The sequence below is a fragment of the Streptomyces sp. NPDC004667 genome (assembly GCF_040609475.1).
GTDB lineage: Bacteria > Actinomycetota > Actinomycetes > Streptomycetales > Streptomycetaceae > Streptomyces.
The window spans coordinates 160,711-178,949 of the sequence record NZ_JBEXKC010000005.1 but is presented as its reverse complement, the minus strand read 5'-3'; the positions used below and the strand labels follow the sequence as shown (position 1 = coordinate 178,949).

Sequence of the window (18,239 nt, the reverse complement as noted above, 5' to 3'; positions counted from 1 at the left end):
GGCGGCCGAGGCCTCCGCCAGCCGGCGCGCCTCCTCGGCCCGCAGCAGCGCCTCCTCGGCGCGGCGCTGCTTCTCCAGCCGCCGGGCCTCCGCCTCCGCCCGCAGCCGGGCGGCCTCGGCCTCCTCCAGCCGGATCCGCTCCCGCTCGGCGGCGCGGGCCTTCTCCTCGGCCTCGGCGCGCAGCCGCTCGGCCTCGGCGCGGGCACGCGCCTCCTCGGCGGCGCGCAGCCGCTCCTCCTCCGCCTTGCGGGCGGCTTCCTCCTCGGCGAGCCGGCGCGCCTCGGCGGCCTCCGCCTCGGCCTTGATCCGGGCCTCCTCGGCCTCCCGGGCCAGGCGGGCCTCCTCCTCGGCCTTCAGCCGGGCTTCCTCCGCCTTGCGGGCGGCCTCTTCCTCGGCCTTGCGCCGGGCCTCCTCCTCCGCGAGCCGCCGGGCCTCGGTCTGCGCCGCGACCTCGGCCTCCGAGAGCGGCAGCATCCGGTCCAGGCGGTGGCGTACGACGGTGGTCACCGAGCCGGGGTCCTGCCCGGCGTCGACGACGAGGTAGCGCCCGGGGTCGGACGCGGCGAGGGTCAGGAACCCGGCCCGCACCCGCTGGTGGAACTCGGTCGGCTCCGACTCCAGCCGGTCCGGCGCCTCCGTGAACCGCTCCCGGGCGGCCTCCGGGGACACGTCGAGCAGCACGGTCAGGTGCGGGACCAGGCCGTCGGTGGCCCAGCGGGAGATCCGGGCGATCTCGGTCGGGGACAGGTCCCGGCCGGCGCCCTGGTAGGCCACCGAGGAGTCGATGTAGCGGTCGGAGATGACCACCGCGCCCCGCTCCAGGGCGGGCCGGACCACCGTGTCCACGTGCTCGGCGCGGTCGGCGGCGTACAGCAGCGCCTCGGCGCGGTTGGACAGCCCGGCGGACGAGATGTCGAGGAGGATCGAGCGGAGCCGCTTGCCGACCGGGGTGGCACCCGGCTCGCGCGTCACGACGACCTCGTGGCCCTTGCCCCGTATCCAGTCGGCCAGTGCCTGCACCTGGGTGGACTTCCCGGCTCCGTCGCCGCCCTCCAGGGCGATAAAGAACCCGGTCGCCGCCGGGGCCTGCAGCGGCTCGCCGCCGCGCAGCGCCTCGCGCAGGTCGCGCCGCAGCGGTACGCCGCCGCGGTCGTCGGCCTTGGCGAGCACCACCCCGGCGACGGGCAGCAGCAGCGCGCCGAGCAGCATCAGGGTGAAGGCCGCGCCGCCGTGCGAGAAGACGACCTCGCCGCCGGTCAGCCGGTGCGGTCCGATCGCGGCGGCCAGCAGCGGGGCGCCGAGGGCCCCGACCGCCACCGCGACCCGGACCACGGCCTGCAGGTGCGCGGTGAGCCGGGCCCGGCGGAACTCTTCGGTCTCCTGGTCCAGCAGGGTGTGCCCGGCATTGGCCGCGACGCCGGCGGCGGTGCCCGCGAGCAGCGCCAGGAACACCACGGTCGCCGTGTCCGGGACCAGCCCGCTCAGCAGCAGCGCGAGCCCGGCCACCGCGATCGCCAGGGCCAGCAGCCGGCGCCGGGACAGTCCGGGCAGCACCTTGCCGGACTGGGTGGCGCGGATGCCCAGGCCGGTTCCGCCGACGAGGGCGAGCACCAGCAGGGCGTACGCGGACGGGCCGCCGCCCAGGTCGAAGGCGTGCAGCACGGCCACGGAGGCGGCACCGGCCACCGCCCCGGCGACGGCTGCGCAGGCCACCACGAACAGCCGGATCGAGCCCGTACGCCCCTTCTCCGGCCGCTCGCCCACCCTGGGGGACCGCAGCCCCTCCAGCGGGGAGCGCGGCCTCGGGGTCTTCACGGCGGGCAGCGCCAGCGGCAGCAGCAGCGAGACGGAGGCGGCGAACAGGCCGGCGGCCACGTACGAGCCCAGCGCCGACGGGTTCGCGGCGAACCAGTCCACGCCCAGCCCCAGCGCCCGCCCGACCAGGGTCGCGGCGAGCAGCGCGGCGGCCGCGGCGGGCAGCGCCGCGAACGCCGTGCGCAGCGTGAGGCGCCGCAGCGCGTCGAGGTGGTCGGGGAGCGGCCGTACGGTCGCCCCCTCCGGCGGCGGCGCGGGGAGCAGCGCGGGCGCGGCGCTCTCCTTGGCCAGGGTCCACACGCGCTCGGCGGCGCCGGAGACGAAGACGGTGGCGAGCAGCGCGGTGGTGGCGTGGGCCGGGATCCAGTCGAGCCACAGCGGGGCGACGACGAACAGCCCGATCCGCAGCCCGTCGGCTCCGACCATCGTCCAGCGGCGGTCGAGCCTGCCCGCGGGGGCCATCAGCTGCGACAGCGGCCCGAGCAGGACCGCGCCGAACAGGACGGTGGCGAGGATCCGCACGGCGAACACGGCGGCGACGGCGAAGGCCGCGCCCCGGTAGCCGCTGCCGAACAGGCCGTCCGCGCCGGCCGTGACGGCCGCTTGGAGGGTCAGGAGCACCAGGACCAACAGGGCCAGGGCGTCGCCGATGCCGCTCACCAGCTGGGCGCTCCACAGCCGGCGCAGCCCGGGGGTGCGCAGCAGGGCGCGCACCGCTCGCTCGCGGGAATCCGCGGCCAGGGCTTCGTCGTAGGTGGGGTTCTCGGAGGCGGTCACGACCGTTGGCTGCTCGGCTCGCGTCATCCGCCCAGCCTATCCGCTGCGCCTGACCGTTGCGGTGGCCTGTGGACGGGGCCGGGTGTGACCCCGCACCCACCCGGGGGGCCGCCCCGGGTACGCCCGAGGGCCCCGCGCGGATCGCACGGGGCCCTCGGGCGGACTGCGGCGGTGCGTCGGGGCACCTCGGTGCCGGGCCGCTGCCGTACCGGCTGGTCGTCGGACGTACCGGCTAGTCGTCGGACGGCGCCGGAGCCGCCGCCACCTTCTTCGCCGCGGCCGTCGTCTTCTTGGCGGCGGTGGTCTTCTTCGCCGTCGTCGTCTTCTTCGCGGCGGCGGCCTTCGTCGCCGTCGCCTTCGTCGCGGTCGCCTTCTTGGCCGGTGCCTTCTTGGCGGGCGCCTTCTTCACGGCCTTCTTCGCGGTCTTCTTCGCCGGGCCCTTCGCCCGCTTCTCCGCGAGGAGCTCGTAGCCGCGCTCCGGCGTGATGGTCTCGACGTCGTCGTCCCGCCGCAGCGTCGCGTTCGTCTCGCCGTCCGTCACGTAGGGCCCGAAGCGGCCGTCCTTGACCACCACCGGCTTCTCGCTCACCGGGTCCGTGCCCAGCTCCTTCAGCGGGGGCTTGGCCGCGGCCCGGCCCCGCTGCTTGGGCTGCGCGTAGATGGCGAGCGCCTCGTCCACGGTGATGGAGAAGAGCTGGTCCTCGGTCTCCAGCGACCGCGAGTCCGTGCCCTTCTTCAGGTACGGGCCGTAGCGGCCGTTCTGCGCCGTGATCTCCACGCCCTCCGCGTCCGCGCCGACCACGCGCGGCAGCGACATCAGCTTCAGGGCCTCGTCGAGGGTGACCGTGTCGAGGGACATCGACTTGAAGAGGGAGGCCGTGCGCGGCTTGACCGCGTTCTTGCCCGTCTTCGGCGTGCCCTCGGGCAGGATCTCCGTCACGTACGGGCCGTAGCGGCCGTCCTTCGCGACGATCTGGTTCCCGCTCACCGGGTCCGCGCCCAGTTCGAATTCACCGCTCGGCTTCGCGAACAGCTCCTGGGCGTACTCGACCGTCAGCTCGTCCGGAGCCAGGTCGTCGGGCACGTCGGCGCGCTGGTGGCCCTCGGCGTCCTTCTCGCCCCGCTCGACGTACGGGCCGTAGCGGCCCACGCGCAGCACGATGCCGTCGCCGACCGGGAAGGAGGAGATCTCCCGGGCGTCGATCGCGCCCAGGTCCGTGACCAGCTCCTTCAGGCCGCCGAGGTGGTCGCCGCCGGCGGGCACGACCTCCGAGGCGTCCTCGGAGCCGAAGTAGAACCGCTTCAGCCACGGCACGGACTGGGCCTCGCCCCGCGCGATGCGGTCGAGGTCGTCCTCCATCTTCGCGGTGAAGTCGTAGTCGACGAGCCGCCCGAAGTGCGTCTCCAGGAGGTTCACGACGGCGAACGACAGGAAGGACGGGACGAGCGCCGTGCCCTTCTTGAAGACGTAGCCGCGGTCGAGGATCGTGCCGATGATCGACGCGTACGTCGACGGGCGGCCGATCTCGCGCTCCTCCAGCTCCTTGACCAGCGAGGCCTCGGTGTAGCGGGCCGGCGGCTTGGTCGAGTGCCCGTCGGCCGTGATCTCCTCGGCGCTGAGCGCGTCGCCCTCGGCGACCTGCGGCAGCCGCTTCTCGCGGTCGTCGAGCTCGGCGTTCGGGTCGTCGGCGCCCTCGACGTAGGCCTTCATGAAGCCGTGGAAGGTGATCGTCTTGCCGGATGCGCTGAACTCGGCGTCGCGTCCGTCGGCGGCCCGGCCGCCGATCTTGACGGTGACGGAGTTGCCCGTCGCGTCCTTCATCTGGGAGGCGACGGTCCGCTTCCAGATGAGCTCGTACAGGCGGAACTGGTCGCCGCTCAGACCCGTCTCGGCCGGAGTGCGGAAACGATCACCCGAGGGGCGGATCGCCTCGTGCGCCTCCTGCGCGTTCTTGACCTTGCCGGCGTAGACGCGCGGCTTCTCCGGCAGGTAGTCGGCCCCGTAGAGCTGGGTGACCTGCGCCCGCGCCGCCGACACCGCGGTGTCGGAGAGCGTGGTGGAGTCCGTACGCATGTAGGTGATGAAGCCGTTCTCGTACAGCTTCTGCGCCACCTGCATCGTCGCCTTCGCGCCGAAGCCCAGCTTGCGCGAGGCCTCCTGCTGGAGCGTGGTCGTACGGAACGGGGCGTACGGGGAGCGGCGGTACGGCTTGGACTCGACCGACCGGACGGCGAAGGCGGTGTCCGCCAGCGCGGCGGCGAGCGCCCGGGCGTTCGCCTCGTCGAGGTGCAGCACCTCGCTCTTGAGCCGCCCGTTCGAGCCGAAGTCGCGGCCCTGCGCCACGCGCTTGCCGTCCACCGTGTTCAGGCGGGCGACCAGCGTCGAGGGGTCGGAGGCGTCACCGGCGCGGCCGGTGGCGAAGGTGGCGGTCAGGTCCCAGTACTCGGCGGAACGGAAGGCGATGCGCTCGCGCTCCCGCTCGACGACGAGACGGGTGGCCACCGACTGCACGCGGCCCGCCGACAGCTTCGGCATGACCTTCTTCCACAGGACCGGCGAGACCTCGTAGCCGTAGAGGCGGTCGAGGATGCGGCGGGTCTCCTGGGCGTCGACCATGCGCTGGTTGAGCTCGCGCGGGTTGGCGACGGCGTCGCGGATCGCGTCCTTGGTGATCTCGTGGAAGACCATCCGGTGGACGGGGACCTTGGGCTTGAGGACTTCCTGCAGGTGCCACGCGATGGCTTCGCCCTCGCGGTCCTCATCGGTGGCGAGGAAGAGTTCGTCGGACTCGGCCAGCAGGTCCTTGAGCTTCCTGACCTGCGCCTTCTTGTCCGCGTTGACGACGTAGATCGGCTGGAAGTCGTGCTCGACGTCCACGCCGAGACGGCGGACCTCGCCGGTGTACTTGTCGGGGACCTCCGCCGCGCCGTTCGGGAGGTCGCGGATGTGCCCGACGCTCGCCTCGACGACGTATCCGGGGCCGAGGTAGCCCTTGATCGTCTTCGCCTTGGCAGGGGACTCGACGATGACGAGTCGGCGGCCGCCCTTTGCGGTCTCGCTAGTCGGGGACAACTTGGCTCTTCTCTCCGGTCGGCACTCGGTCGCGGTACGGCGACGCTGCGGAGTGTGACGGTACAACCCGCACCCGTGTCAAACGGCACAAGCCCGCAACGGCCACTCGAACGGTAACCCGACAAGTGCCGTTTCTGCCGCCCGGATGCGTCGGCCGACCCCTCCCGGTCACCGGGCAGGGTGGCCGAAGGGCCGTCTGGCCCCGCCCCCCGACCCGCCGCGACGCCGGGTTTCACACCCCCGCGGAGATCATCGCGGGACGCCGCCTCAGAACCGCTGGAGGCACCAGACCCCGAGGGCCAGGGACACCGCACCGGACAGCAGTGCCAACGGTACGGCCACCACGGGGCGCACTCCCTCGGCGACCGGCGCGCGACGCACCGCGCGCGCCCCGGTCCAGGCCAGCAGGGCGGCTCCGAACAGCAGGAACACGGCCGCCGAGAAGATCGCCGGACCGCGTTCCATGCCGTTCCCCTTTTCCCCTCGAGCCGCTCGGGGATCCCCCCGGATCCCGTTGCCCGGGAGCCTGCCAGCCGTGGGGAGACGGCAGGCGAACCCCGGGTTACATCACGGCGACGGGGCCCGCGCGGGCCGCGTCAGCGGGCGGCCGGCCCCGGCACGGGGTCCAGGAAACCCTGCTCGACCAGCATCCGGATCGCCTCCGGCGTCCGGTCCCGCAGAACGACCGGATCCTCCTCCACCAGCTGGGCGATCGCGTCCAGGATCCGGCCCGCGCTGAGTGACCCGTCGCACACTCCGGCGAAGCCCGCCCCGACCGTGTCGACCTTGGTCGCGCGGCGCATGCCGCGGTGCTGCCGCAGCACCACGTGCTCCGGGTCCTCCGCCCCGGGCGCGCCGACCTGCTCCTGGACGACCTCCTCGGTGAGCTGGAAGTACCCCGCCAGCAGGGCCGCGTCGTCGTGCTCGCGCAGGTAGTCCTGGCGGGCGAAGTGGGCCAGGACGGCGTCGCCGAGCGGCTGCTCCACCGAGTGCGGCCATTCCTCGACCACGATCGAGGGCTCGGCGGCCGCGGTGCGGCGCAGGGTGATCCACCCGAAGCCGACGGCCTTGGTCCCGCGGGCCTCGAACTCGTCCAGCCAGTCCTCGTAGCGCCGCGCGTACTCGGCCGGGTCGGTGCGGTGGTCGCCCCCGTCGCGCAGCCACAGCTCCGCGTACTGCGTCACGTCCTGCACGTCCCGCTGCACGATCCAGGCGTCGCAGCCGCGCGGCACCCAGGAGCGGACCCGGTCGTGCCAGTCCTCGCCCTCCACGTGCTGCCAGTTCCCGAGGAACTGCGCGTACCCGCCCGGGTTGAGGTGGGCCCCGGCCTGCTGGACCAGGGTCCGGCACAGGTCGTCGCCGCCCATCCCGCCGTCGCGGTAGGTGAGCCGGGCGCCGGGCGAGATCACGAAGGGCGGGTTGGACACGATCAGGTCGTACGTGGCGTCGCCGACCGGCTCGAACAGGGATCCGGCGAGCAGCTCCGCCTCCGGCGCCCCGGACAGCGCGAGCGTCAGACGGGTGAACTCCAGCGCGCGCGGGTTGACGTCGGTGGCGGTGACCCGGGTGGCGTGCTGGGCCGCGTGCAGCGCCTGGATGCCCGAGCCGGTGCCCAGGTCGAGGGCCGAGCCGACGGGGACGCGGACGGTGATGCCGGCCAGGGTGGTGGAGGCCCCGCCCACACCGAGGACCACGCCCTCCTCGCGGCTGCCGATGCCGCCGGCCCCGCCGACGGCGCAGCCGAGGTCCGAGACGATGAACCAGTCCTCGCCGTCGGGGCCCCCGTACGGGCGGACGTCGACGGTGGCGCGGACGGTGGCCTCGCCGTCGGCGGCCTCCTCCCGGCTCAGCCAGCCGTCGGCGAGCGCGTCCTCGACGGGCAGCGCGGCCGCGGCGTGGGCGTACGGCACCGGGCTCTGCAGGAGGAACAGCCGGACCAGGCTCGCGAGGGGGCCGTCACCGTGGCTGCGCGCCGCGCGCAGGGCGGGGACCGTCTCGCTGCGGGCGAGCGCGGCGTAGGCCGGGGCACCGAGCAGGTCGAGCAGCCCGTCGGCGGTGAAGCCCGCGGCGAGCAGGGCGGTACGGAGGGCGGCGGCCCGATCGGACGTGGGGAGGCTGGTGGTACTCACGCGTCCATTGTGGCCGCTGGGGCCGCGGATCCGTACGAGCCTCGGCGTACCGCCCGCCGCGCGCTCGCGGGGCGGGCGGTACCCGCTGGGCTACTTGGGTGCGCTGACCTGGCAGCCCTTCTGGGTGTAGATCACCTTGAGGCCGGTCGAGTTGAGCTTCTCCTTGCTCGCCGTCTCGTTGGCCGCGACCTGGGTGAGCCCGCCGGCGACCTGCTGGAGGCCGTCCGCGAACTTCGCCTGGTCCTTCGGGTCGAGCGCGTCGATCTTCGTCTTGAGATCGGTGTAGCCCTTGGAGATCTCCTCGTAGCTCTTCGCCACGGCCTGCTGGGTGGTGGCGCCGTCCTTGACCGGTGCCTCGCCCGCGGCCGTGAGCGCGCCGCCCATGGTCTTGTAGGCCTCGGACAGCGTCTGGAAGGCGGCCGAGTCGGTCTTCTGGACCTCTTCGGGCTTGCTGCTCTGGCTGGCCACCCGCTTCAGCTCGTCATTGGTGGTCTTGATCTTGGTGAGCTCTGGCTCCCACTTGTCGCAGACCTTCTTGGCCCAGGCGTCGGCCTTCTTGTCGCCGTCGTCCCCACCGCCACAGCCGGACAGGACGAGCATCAGTACCGCACCGCCGGACACCGCGGCCGCAAGCTTCTTGTTCACCGGATTGGTCCCTTCGAAGGCTCTCGGCCGGAAGATACACGCCCGCCATCCGGGGACGCACAAAGGCGGACAGACGGCGCGTCAGTCCGCGCCGCCCGTCCGCCGTTCGGGCGCATCGCCGAGCCGAGTACGGCCCGGGGGCCGGTGCCGACGCGCTCGGGGCGTCCGCAGGGTCAGGAAACCACCGCCGGATCGGCCGGCTGGGACACCCGTTCGGCGGCCCCGCCGTCGCCGTCGTCACCGACGGCGATGCCGCGGCGCTTGGACACGTAGACCGCGCCGACGATCACCGCGATGGCGAGGGCCGCGACCACGGCCCGCACGGTCGCGCTGGTGTCCTCGCCGTAGCTGAACTGCACGACGGCCGGGGCGATCAGCAGCGCCACCAGGTTCATGACCTTGAGCAGCGGGTTGATGGCCGGGCCCGCGGTGTCCTTGAACGGGTCGCCGACGGTGTCGCCGATGACGACCGCGGAGTGGGCCTCGCTGCCCTTGCCCCCGTGGTGCCCGTCCTCGACGAGCTTCTTCGCGTTGTCCCACGCGCCGCCGGAGTTGGCGAGGAAGACCGCCATCAGAGTGCCGGTGCCGATGGCTCCCGCGAGGAACGAGCCGAGCGCGCCGACGCCGAGCGAGAAGCCGACGGCGATCGGGGTGAGGACGGCGAGCAGGCCGGGCGTGGCGAGTTCGCGCAGCGCGTCCTTGGTGCAGATGTCCACGACGCGCCCGTACTCGGGCTTCTCGGTGTAGTCCATGATCCCGGGGTGCTCGCGGAACTGGCGGCGCACCTCGTAGACGACGGCACCCGCGGAGCGGGAGACGGCGTTGATGGCCAGGCCCGAGAACAGGAACACGACGGCCGCGCCGAGGATCAGACCGACCAGGTTGTTGGGCTGGGCGATGTCCAGGCTGAGGTTGAGCTCCCCGGCCTTGGCGCCGACCGACTTGACCGCGCCCGCGATGGCGTCGTTGTACGAGCCGAAGAGCGCGGCCGCGGCGAGCACGGCGGTGGCGATGGCGATGCCCTTGGTGATGGCCTTGGTGGTGTTGCCGACCGCGTCGAGGTCGGTGAGCACCTGGGCGCCCGCGCCCTCGACGTCGCCGGACATCTCGGCGATGCCCTGGGCGTTGTCGGAGACCGGCCCGAAGGTGTCCATGGCGACGATGACGCCGACGGTCGTCAGCAGGCCGGTGCCGGCCAGGGCGACCGCGAAGAGCGCCAGCATGATCGAGGTGCCGCCGAGCAGGAAGGCCCCGTAGACGCCGAGGCCGATGAGGAGCGCCGTGTAGACGGCGGACTCCAGGCCGACGGAGATGCCGGCGAGGACCACGGTGGCGGGTCCGGTCAGCGAGGACTTGCCGATGTCCCGGACGGGACGGCGGTTGGTCTCGGTGAAGTAGCCGGTCAGCTGCTGGATCAGGGCCGCGAGGACGATGCCGATGGCGACGGCGACGACCGCCAGGACCCGCGGGTCCCCGGAGTGGCCGGAGATGGCGGGGTCCTCGACGCCGACGAGCTCCTTGTAGGTGGCCGGGAGGTACGCGTAGACGGCGATCCCGACCAGCACCAGGGAGATCACGGCGGAGATGAAGAAGCCGCGGTTGATCGCGGTCATGCCGCTGCGGTCCGAGCGCCGGGGCGCGACCGCGAAGATGCCGATCATCGCGGTGACGACGCCGATGGCGGGCACGATCAGCGGGAAGGCCAGGCCGAGGTCGCCGAAGGCGGCCTTGCCGAGGATCAGCGCGGCCACGAGGGTGACGGCGTAGGACTCGAAGAGGTCGGCCGCCATCCCCGCGCAGTCGCCGACGTTGTCGCCCACGTTGTCGGCGATGGTCGCGGCATTGCGCGGATCGTCCTCCGGAATGCCCTGCTCGACCTTGCCGACCAGGTCGGCGCCGACGTCGGCGGCCTTCGTGAAGATGCCGCCGCCCACGCGCATGAACATCGCGATGAGCGCGGCGCCGAGGCCGAAGCCCTCCAGGACCTTGGGGGCGTCGGCGGCGTAGACCAGGACGACGCAGGAGGCGCCGAGCAGGCCGAGGCCGACGGTGAACATCCCGACGACGCCACCCGTGCGGAAGGCGATCTTCATGGCCTTGTGGGCCACCTCGGTGAGGTCCTTGGCTGGTTCGCCCTCGGCGGGGGTGGCCTCCCGGGCGGCGGCCGCGACGCGCACGTTGGCGCGGACCGCGAGGCGCATGCCGATGTAGCCGGTGGCGGCCGAGAAGAGCGCGCCGACGAGGAAGAAGGCGGAACGTCCCGCCCGCTGCGTCCAGTCGTCGGCGGGGAGCAGGAAGAGCAGGAAGAACACCACGACGGCGAAGACGCCGAGGGTGCGCAGCTGGCGGCCGAGATAGGCGTTGGCGCCTTCCTGCACCGCCGCGGCGATCCTCTTCATGCTGTCCGTGCCCTCGTCGGCGGCGAGGACCTGGCGGACCAGGATCTGCGCGACGACCAGCGCGGCCAGCGCGACGCCCGCGATGACGAACACGATGAGCCGATTTTCATCGGTGAGTACTGCGGCAGCCAGATCATTGACGCGATCCGGCGCGATAGGGGTGAAGAGCCCCGTCATTCGTCCTCCTTGACGTGATGAGCTCAAGATGTGGACGGATTGTAGGGAGCGCGCCCGGATCAAAACAGTGGGCGTGAAACGGAATTGGCCTGCTCTTGCTCCTCAGCAATAGATCACGTCACTCCTTTACCCCCGAAAGAAGTAATGGGACAAAGGCATTGACTGGCGATCAGCACACTGCGGATGATCGGGCGGATTTCCCGTAGAAATGAAAAAGGCCCTGCTCAGCAGGGCCTTGATAAAGATCGGAAGATACGGAAGATACGACGGGCCGCGCGCGCGGCGGGCCTACGGGAGGTCCGACCCCCCGGAGACGGGCCAGCTCATCCGAATCGTTCCGCCGCCTTCCCCGGTGGTGACCGAGACGTCGTCGACGAGCCCGCTGATCACGGCGAGGCCCATCTCGTCCTCCCCCTCGGTGTCGGGGTCGAGGGCCGCCGCGATCCCGGGCACGGAAGAACCTCCGGCCGGCCCGGGCACGTCGTCGCCGACCTCGATGGAGAACGACTTCTCCTCCTCGGTCAGGACCACCCGGACGGGCGCGGTCAGCCCGTTGCTGCGGTGCAGTCCGACGGCACGGGAGCACGCCTCGCCCACGGCGAGGCGAACCTCGTCGAGGACGGCTTCCTCCACCCCCGCCCGGCGCGCCACGGCGGCCGCGACCAGGCGGGCCGTCCGGACGTGTTCGGGCTGGGCGCTGAAGCGCAGTTCAACGGTGGCCATTGCATCCCCCTCGGACTACGGGCGTGCCTTGACAGGGGCCCGGACCACCCGTGGTCCGGTACCCCCGCTCCTCGTCGGCTCCCGTGCCGCCGGGGCGGCACTGGCCGGGAGCCGTCAGTCGGTGGCGTTGACGGCGTCTTCCACTGTGGTGTGGATCGGGAACACCTTGGTCAGACCGGTGATACGGAAGATCTTCAGGATGCGCTCCTGGTTGCAGACCAGACGCAGCGAGCCCTCGTGCGCGCGCACGCGCTTGAGACCTCCCACGAGCACACCGAGGCCGGTGGAGTCGAGGAAGTCCACTCGCTCCATGTCGACAACCAGGTGGTAGCTGCCGTCGTTCACCAACTCCACCAACTGCTCGCGCAGCTTGGGCGCGGTATACACATCAATCTCGCCACCGACCTCTACGACCGTGCGGTCGCCGACAGTGCGAGTCGACAGGGACAGGTCCACGGATCCTCCAGCACCTTGCTATCGAGCGGCGCCCCCCAGGGGCCTACCCCACCCGAAGGTAGGGGAGGGATCGGCTGCCGCGATGGCATTCAATCACTTACCGGCAGGCGCGCACGACGCCTTGGGTCCATTGTCCCGCACGCCGGTGACACACTCGGTTCCAATGGCCAACACTCATCGCCCCGGTCCGGCCACGGCCGCGGCGGACCCACGACCCACCCCCGGCACGGTCCTGGACCGTCTCTCACGGGGGCCTTCCCGAGCTGCGCGCATCACCCATACGGAGCACTTGCCCCCTCGGGCGGGTCGTCATGCGGTCTGGCCCGACCGCATCCGAACGGATGTCGTGGCCGCCATCCGGGCCGCCGGGATCGAACATCCGTGGGAACACCAGGCCGCGGCCGCCGAGCACGCCCTGGACGGGGAATCCGTGGTCGTCGCCACCGGAACCGCCTCGGGCAAGTCGCTGGCCTACCTGGCGCCCGTGCTCTCCGCCCTCGCGGACGGCGCCGAGGCACCCAACGGCCGGGGTGCGACCGCCCTCTACCTGGCCCCGACCAAGGCTCTGGCCGCCGACCAGCGCCGGGCCGTGCGGGAACTGGCCGCACCGCTCGGGAACGCCGTACGGCCCGCCGTGTACGACGGGGACACCCCCTTCGAGGAACGCGAGTGGGTGCGCCAGTACGCGAACTACGTGCTGACCAACCCCGACATGCTGCACCGGGGGATCCTGCCCTCCCACCCCCGCTGGTCCTCCTTCCTGAAGGCCCTGCGCTACGTGGTCATCGACGAGTGCCACACCTACCGGGGGGTATTCGGCTCCCACGTCGCCCAGGTCCTGCGGCGGCTGCGCCGTCTGTGCGCCCGCTACGGCTCCGAGCCGGTCTTCCTGCTGGCCTCCGCCACCGCGAGCGACCCGGCGGCCGCCGCGTCCCGGCTGACCGGCGTGGCGGTCACCGAGGTCGCCGACGACGCCTCGCCGCGCGGCGAGGTGGTCTTCGCCCTGTGGGAGCCGCCCCTGACCGACCTCAGGGGCGAGAAGGGCGCCCCCGTACGCCGTACGGCGACCGCGGAGACCGCCGACCTGCTGACCGACCTGGTCGTCCAGGGCGTCCGCACGGTGGCCTTCGTGCGCTCCCGGCGCGGCGCCGAGCTGATCTCCGTGATCGCCCAGGAGCGGCTGGCCGCGGTGGACCGGTCCCTGCCCGGGCGTGTCGCGGCCTACCGGGGCGGCTACCTGCCCGAGGAGCGGCGGGCCCTGGAACGGGCCCTGCACTCCGGGGAACTGCTCGGCCTGGCCGCCACGACCGCCCTGGAGCTGGGTGTGGACGTCTCCGGCCTGGACGCCGTCCTGATCACCGGGTACCCGGGCACGCGGGCCTCCCTGTGGCAGCAGGCGGGCCGGGCCGGGCGCTCGGGGCAGGGCGCCCTGGCCGTGCTGATCGCCCGGGACGACCCCCTGGACACCTACCTGGTCCACCACCCCGAGGCCCTCTTCCGCCGGCCGGTGGAGGCCACCGTCCTCGATCCCGACAACCCTTACGTCCTGGCCCCGCACCTGTGCGCGGCCGCCGCCGAGATCCCCCTGACCGATCCGGACCTGGACCTCTTCGGACCGGCGGCGCGCGAGCTCCTCCCCCAGCTGGAGGCGGCGAAACTGCTGCGCCGCCGGGCCACCGCCTGGCACTGGACCCGGCGGGAGCGGGCCTCGGACCTCACCGACATCCGCGGCGGCGGGGGCCGCCCCGTGCAGATCGTCGAGGCCTCGACCGGCCGGCTGCTGGGCACCGTGGACGAGTCCGCCTCCCACACCGCCGTCCACGACGGCGCCGTCCACCTCCACCAGAGCCGCACCTACCTGGTCAAGCACCTGGACCTGGAGGATTCGGTGGCCCTGGTCGAGGAGGCCTCCCCGCCGTTCTCCACCACGGCCCGCGACACCACCGCGATCTCGATCCTGGAGACCGAGACGGAGATCCCCTGGGGCCCGGCCCGGCTCTGCTTCGGCTCCGTCGAGGTCACCAACCAGGTCGTCTCCTACCTGCGCCGCAAGCTGATCACCGGCGAGGTCCTCGGCGAGGCCAAGCTGGACCTGCCCCCGCGCACCCTGCGCACCCGGGCCGTCTGGTGGACGGTCACCGAGGACCAGCTCGACGAGGCCCGGATCAGCCCGGAGATCCTCGGCGGCGCCCTGCACGCCGCCGAGCACGCCTCCATCGGCCTGCTCCCGCTGTTCGCCACCTGCGACCGCTGGGACATCGGCGGGGTCTCCGTCCCGCTGCATCCCGACACCCTCCTCCCGACCGTGTTCGTCTACGACGGCCACCCCGGCGGCGCCGGCTTCGCCGAGCGGGGCTTCCACACCGCCCGCGCCTGGCTGACGGCCACCCGGGACGCCATCGCCGCCTGCGAGTGCGAGGCGGGCTGCCCCTCCTGCATCCAGTCCCCCAAGTGCGGCAACGGCAACGACCCCCTCCACAAACGCGGCGCCATCCGCCTCCTCACCCGCCTCCTGACCCCACCCACCCCCTGACCCCACGGACAACACCCCGGCAGCGCGAACCCCGGGACCTGAGCCGGGGGCCCGGAACCAGACCCGGCGCCGAACCCGGGACGTCCAGCCCCGCCGGCGTTTGAGGCGCGGGGTCCGGGGCAGAGCCCCGGGGAACGGAGGAAGGGCGGGGCGGGGAGGGCTCCGCGCAGCGGCGACGACACCCGGCACCCGGCACCCGGCTCAGCCCTCCACGAGCCCCGGCCCCGCACGGGCCGCGACCCCCGGGGCGAACGGCCCGGCCCGGACCCGGGCCATGACCTCCGCCACCTCACCCCCGACCCGGCACACGATCACCTCCGCCCCCTGCGCCCGCGCCACGCGCCCGGCCACCGCACACGCCGTCTCCGGCCCCCGCGCCCAGGTCACGGCCGCCGCCAGCGCCGCCAGATCCGCGGCCGCCCCCGCCCGGTGGCGGGCCACCACCGCCTGACCGAGCAGCAGCACACCCCCGAACACCGCCACCAGGGCCGTGGCGACCATCGCGGCCCACACCGTCGCCGAACCCCGCTCCCGGCTCACGGCGGCGCCCCCACGCTGTCCTCCGCCAGCGCCACCGCCACCGCCCCGAGCCGCACCGGCAGCCCCGCCGGGCCCGGCGCCGGGGCCGCCACCGTGACCCGCCACAGGTCCCCCGACCGCTCCAGCTCCACCCGCGCCCCGGGCGGGGCGGCGGCCCGCGCCGCCGCCACCGCCTCGTCGAGCGGCTCCGACCGGCCCGCCGCCCTGGCACCGGCCCGCGCGGCGTCCACGCACCGGATCTGCGCGGCCGCCGCCATCAGCGCCCACACCAGCAACGCCGCGAACAACACCAGCGCCGGAATGATCAGAGCCGCCTCGGCCGTCACATATCCGCGGTCCCCGATTCCCGCCCGATTTCCCTCAGAAGGGCGCATCGAGCGCCTTCCCGATGGTCGACTGAAGGGCCGCCGAGACCACGTCACTCGTCACCACCTTGTACAGAACGGCGGCGAACGCACACGCCGCGATCGTGCCCATGGCGTATTCCGAAGTCGACATTCCCGCGTCACCCGAACGACCGCTCAGCGCCGCCCGCACCCGAAACCAGATGATCCTCATGACAACCTCCTGTGGGATTACGTTCTTGATGTGATTTCAGCTTGTGATCCGTGTGGTTCTCTCACTTGCCCGACAGCAGTCCCGAGGCCATTCCGATCACCACCGGAGCCACCCCGATCGCGAGGAAGGCGGGGAGGAAACACAGCCCCACCGGCGCGGTGACGAGCACCGCCGCCCGCTGCGCCCCGGCCGTCGCCCGGCGCGAGCGCTCCGCCCGGAGTCCCGCGGCCAGCCGGGATACCGGCTCGGCCGCCGGCGCCCCGGTACGCGCGGCCCGCTCCAGGCACTCCGCGAGCCCCCGGGCCCCCGGTATCCGCGCCAACCTCCCCCACGCGGCGCCCGGTTCGCCGCCGAGGCGCAACTCCGCGCCCGCGAGCGCCAGCCGCTCGCCCACCGGTCCGCCGAGCGACTCCCCCACCACCTCGGCCGCCTCCACGGGGCCCGCACCCGCCGCCAGACAGGCGGCCAGCAGATCCGCCGCGAAGGGCAGCTGCCGCTCGATCTCCCGGGGATCGGCCCCGGCCGGTGCCCGGGACCGGGACCGGGCGAGAAAGCGCCGCACCCCGGACTCCGCCGCGCCCCCGGCCGGCGCGCCCGGCACCCCACCGACCGGCACCGGGCCTCCCGGCCACGCCCCGGCCACCACCCGGTGCCCCGGCGACACCCGGGCCGGTCCGGCCCGTACCACCCGCCCCGCCCGTACCAGCCGGACCGGCCGGACCGCCCGCGACGCCGGTACCGCCCGCGACGCCGGTACCGCCCGCGACGCCCGCCCCCGGGACCCGTCCCCCGGCCCGGAGCCCGCCGTCCGAGCGGGGAACAGCTCCGCGAGTCTGCGACGGGCCGCCCTCCGCCGCAGCCACACCGCCCACCCCGACACCAGACACCACACCGGCACCGCCAGGCACAACGCCGTCCCCAGCCTGTGGACCACGGGCCCGCCCATCACCGCTCCCCCGTTCGCACGATCCGCCGGCACCACAGCAGTCCCAGCGCCTCCAGCACAGCGCCCACCAGCAGGCAGCCCCACCCGACCGGCGAGTGCAGCAGCACCCGCAACGGATCCGCCCCGAGTCCGGCGCCCATGAGCAGCCCGACCAGCGGCAGCAGCGCGAGCACCACCGTCGTCGACCTGGCTCCCGCCAACTGGGCCTTCAGTGACTCCTCCCGGTCGCGCTCGGCACGCAACGCCCCCTCCAGCCGGTCCAGTCCGGCCGCCAGACCCGCTCCGCCGTCCACGGAGACCCGCCAGCAGGCCGCCATCCCGGCCAGTCCCGCGGCGCCCGGCTCACGGGCCGCCTCGTGCAGGGCCCCGGCGACGTCCCCGCCGAAGGCCGCCGCGGCGAGCACCCCCGCCTCGGCCGGGCCCGGACCGCCGGGACCGGCCGACGTACGGCGCATCGCCGCCGTCAGAGCCCGTCCCGGCTGGGATCCCGCCCGCAGTTCCCCCACCACGGCCCCGCAGAGCGCCACCACCTCGGCGGCCCGGGCCCCGCGCGCCCGTTCGCGTTCCCGGGCCCGCAGCCGGCGCCGTACCAGCGGCACCGCGAGCGCCCCCGAAACCAGGGGGATCACCGACCCGCCGAGCACCGCGACCACCAGCCCGGCCACGAGCGGGACCCACTCCCGCCACCTCCCGGCCCGCACCCGCAGCCCGGCCACCAGATGCCACCCCCACACCGGCCCGTCCGGCACCGACGGGCCTCCGCCGGCCAGCACAAGCCGGGCCCGCCGGGGCAGTCGGTCACCCCCGGCCAGCACCCGGACGGCGGCGCCCGCACACAGCACTCCGGCGAAGACGGGCACCGACACCCCGGGGCTCACCGGGAACCTCCCAGCAGCGGCCCGAGCCGTACCCAGCCCGGCTCCCGTACGAACCCGCGGGACCCCCAGCGCAGCGCGGGCACGGTCACCACCAACCCGGCCGGATCCCGCTCCAGCACGTGCACCTCGGCGACCCTGCGCCGCCCGGCCCGGTCACGGACCAGGTGGACCACCAGGGTCAGCGCGGCCGCCAACTGGCTGTGCAGGGCGGCCCGGTCGAGCCCGGCGGCCGTGCCCAGCGCCTCCAGCCGGGCGGGCACGTGCGCCGCGGCGTTGGCGTGCACCGTTCCGCACCCGCCCTCGTGCCCGGTGTTCAGGGCGGCGAGCAGGTCGGCCACCTCGGGGCCCCGCACCTCGCCGACCACCAGCCGGTCGGGCCGCATCCGCAGGGCCTGGCGGACCAGGTCCGCCAGGGTGACCAGCCCGGCCCCCTCCTGGTTGGCAGGCCTGGTCTCCAGCCGCACCACGTGCGGATGGTCGGGGCGCAGTTCGGCGGAATCCTCCGCCAGGACGATCCGCTCGCCCGGCCCGACCAGCCCCAGCAGGGCGCTGAGCAGGGTGGTCTTGCCCGTCCCGGTCCCTACGTAGAC

At 73.8% G+C, this 18,239-nt stretch carries 14 protein-coding genes and 1 pseudogene; 1 reads left to right on the top strand and 14 read right to left on the bottom strand.

The genetic code is table 11. The features are described 5' to 3' along the window. The 8 genes from tmk to bldG form a co-directional block, all read right to left on the bottom strand. A partial coding sequence (tmk, locus tag ABZW32_RS05010) for a dTMP kinase (protein WP_356211255.1) occupies positions 1-2,619 on the bottom strand: 2,619 nt, incomplete at its 3' end. A gap of 205 nt (positions 2,620-2,824) precedes the next feature. Then, on the bottom strand, positions 2,825-5,665 hold the full coding sequence (topA, locus tag ABZW32_RS05005) for a type I DNA topoisomerase (RefSeq protein WP_356211253.1): 2,841 nt from the start codon (positions 5,663-5,665) through the stop codon (positions 2,825-2,827). Positions 5,666-5,932: 267 nt separating this feature from the next. Further along, positions 5,933-6,130 (bottom strand): hypothetical protein, encoded by a 198-nt coding sequence (locus ABZW32_RS05000; RefSeq protein WP_356211252.1) that lies wholly within the window; start codon positions 6,128-6,130, stop codon positions 5,933-5,935. Positions 6,131-6,261: 131 nt separating this feature from the next. Then, entirely contained in the window at positions 6,262-7,794 is a 1,533-nt protein-coding gene (locus ABZW32_RS04995) for a methyltransferase (protein ID WP_356211250.1), read from the bottom strand. Positions 7,795-7,884: 90 nt separating this feature from the next. Next, the gene (locus tag ABZW32_RS04990; RefSeq protein WP_356211248.1) at positions 7,885-8,439 is read right to left on the bottom strand and encodes a small secreted protein; all 555 of its coding nucleotides are present in this window, start codon (positions 8,437-8,439) and stop codon (positions 7,885-7,887) included. Positions 8,440-8,612: 173 nt separating this feature from the next. Beyond that, positions 8,613-11,015 (bottom strand): sodium-translocating pyrophosphatase, encoded by a 2,403-nt coding sequence (locus ABZW32_RS04985; protein ID WP_356211245.1) that lies wholly within the window; start codon positions 11,013-11,015, stop codon positions 8,613-8,615. 288 nt (positions 11,016-11,303) lie between these two features. Continuing rightward, positions 11,304-11,738, bottom strand: coding sequence for an ATP-binding protein (locus ABZW32_RS04980; RefSeq protein ID WP_356211242.1), 435 nt, complete (start codon positions 11,736-11,738; stop codon positions 11,304-11,306). A 114-nt stretch (positions 11,739-11,852) separates the two neighbouring features. Next, entirely contained in the window at positions 11,853-12,194 is a 342-nt protein-coding gene (gene bldG, locus ABZW32_RS04975) for an anti-sigma factor antagonist BldG (RefSeq protein WP_008743037.1), read from the bottom strand. Between the two features lie 82 nt (positions 12,195-12,276). Here bldG and ABZW32_RS04970 point away from each other — a divergent pair, with 82 nt between their 5' ends. Further along, positions 12,277-14,727, top strand: coding sequence for a DEAD/DEAH box helicase (locus ABZW32_RS04970; protein WP_356211240.1), 2,451 nt, complete (start codon positions 12,277-12,279; stop codon positions 14,725-14,727). A 201-nt stretch (positions 14,728-14,928) separates the two neighbouring features. On the opposite strand, the gene ABZW32_RS04965 is transcribed toward ABZW32_RS04970, so the two are convergent. The 6 genes and pseudogenes from ABZW32_RS04965 to ABZW32_RS04940 all read right to left on the bottom strand — a co-directional run. After that, positions 14,929-15,267, bottom strand: a complete 339-nt coding sequence (locus tag ABZW32_RS04965; RefSeq protein ID WP_356211237.1) for an Rv3654c family TadE-like protein — start codon at positions 15,265-15,267, stop codon at positions 14,929-14,931. After that, positions 15,264-15,641, bottom strand: coding sequence for a TadE family type IV pilus minor pilin (locus tag ABZW32_RS04960; protein WP_356211235.1), 378 nt, complete (start codon positions 15,639-15,641; stop codon positions 15,264-15,266). The genes ABZW32_RS04965 and ABZW32_RS04960 overlap by 4 nt, the downstream gene beginning before the upstream one ends. Next, positions 15,628-15,825, bottom strand: a complete 198-nt coding sequence (locus tag ABZW32_RS04955; RefSeq protein ID WP_030228542.1) for a DUF4244 domain-containing protein — start codon at positions 15,823-15,825, stop codon at positions 15,628-15,630. The genes ABZW32_RS04960 and ABZW32_RS04955 overlap by 14 nt, the downstream gene beginning before the upstream one ends. 61 nt (positions 15,826-15,886) lie before the next feature. After that, on the bottom strand, positions 15,887-16,771 hold the full coding sequence (locus ABZW32_RS04950) for a type II secretion system F family protein (RefSeq protein WP_356211232.1): 885 nt from the start codon (positions 16,769-16,771) through the stop codon (positions 15,887-15,889). Continuing rightward, complete coding sequence (locus ABZW32_RS04945; RefSeq protein ID WP_356211230.1) at positions 16,771-17,637, bottom strand: hypothetical protein; 867 nt, start codon at positions 17,635-17,637, stop codon at positions 16,771-16,773. Before ABZW32_RS04945 ends, ABZW32_RS04950 begins: the two co-directional genes overlap by 1 nt. After that, positions 17,570-18,230: pseudogene (locus ABZW32_RS04940) on the bottom strand (ATPase, T2SS/T4P/T4SS family); the annotation flags it as partial. The pseudogene ABZW32_RS04940 and the gene ABZW32_RS04945, both read right to left, overlap by 68 nt. Positions 18,231-18,239: the final 9 nt, after the last annotated feature.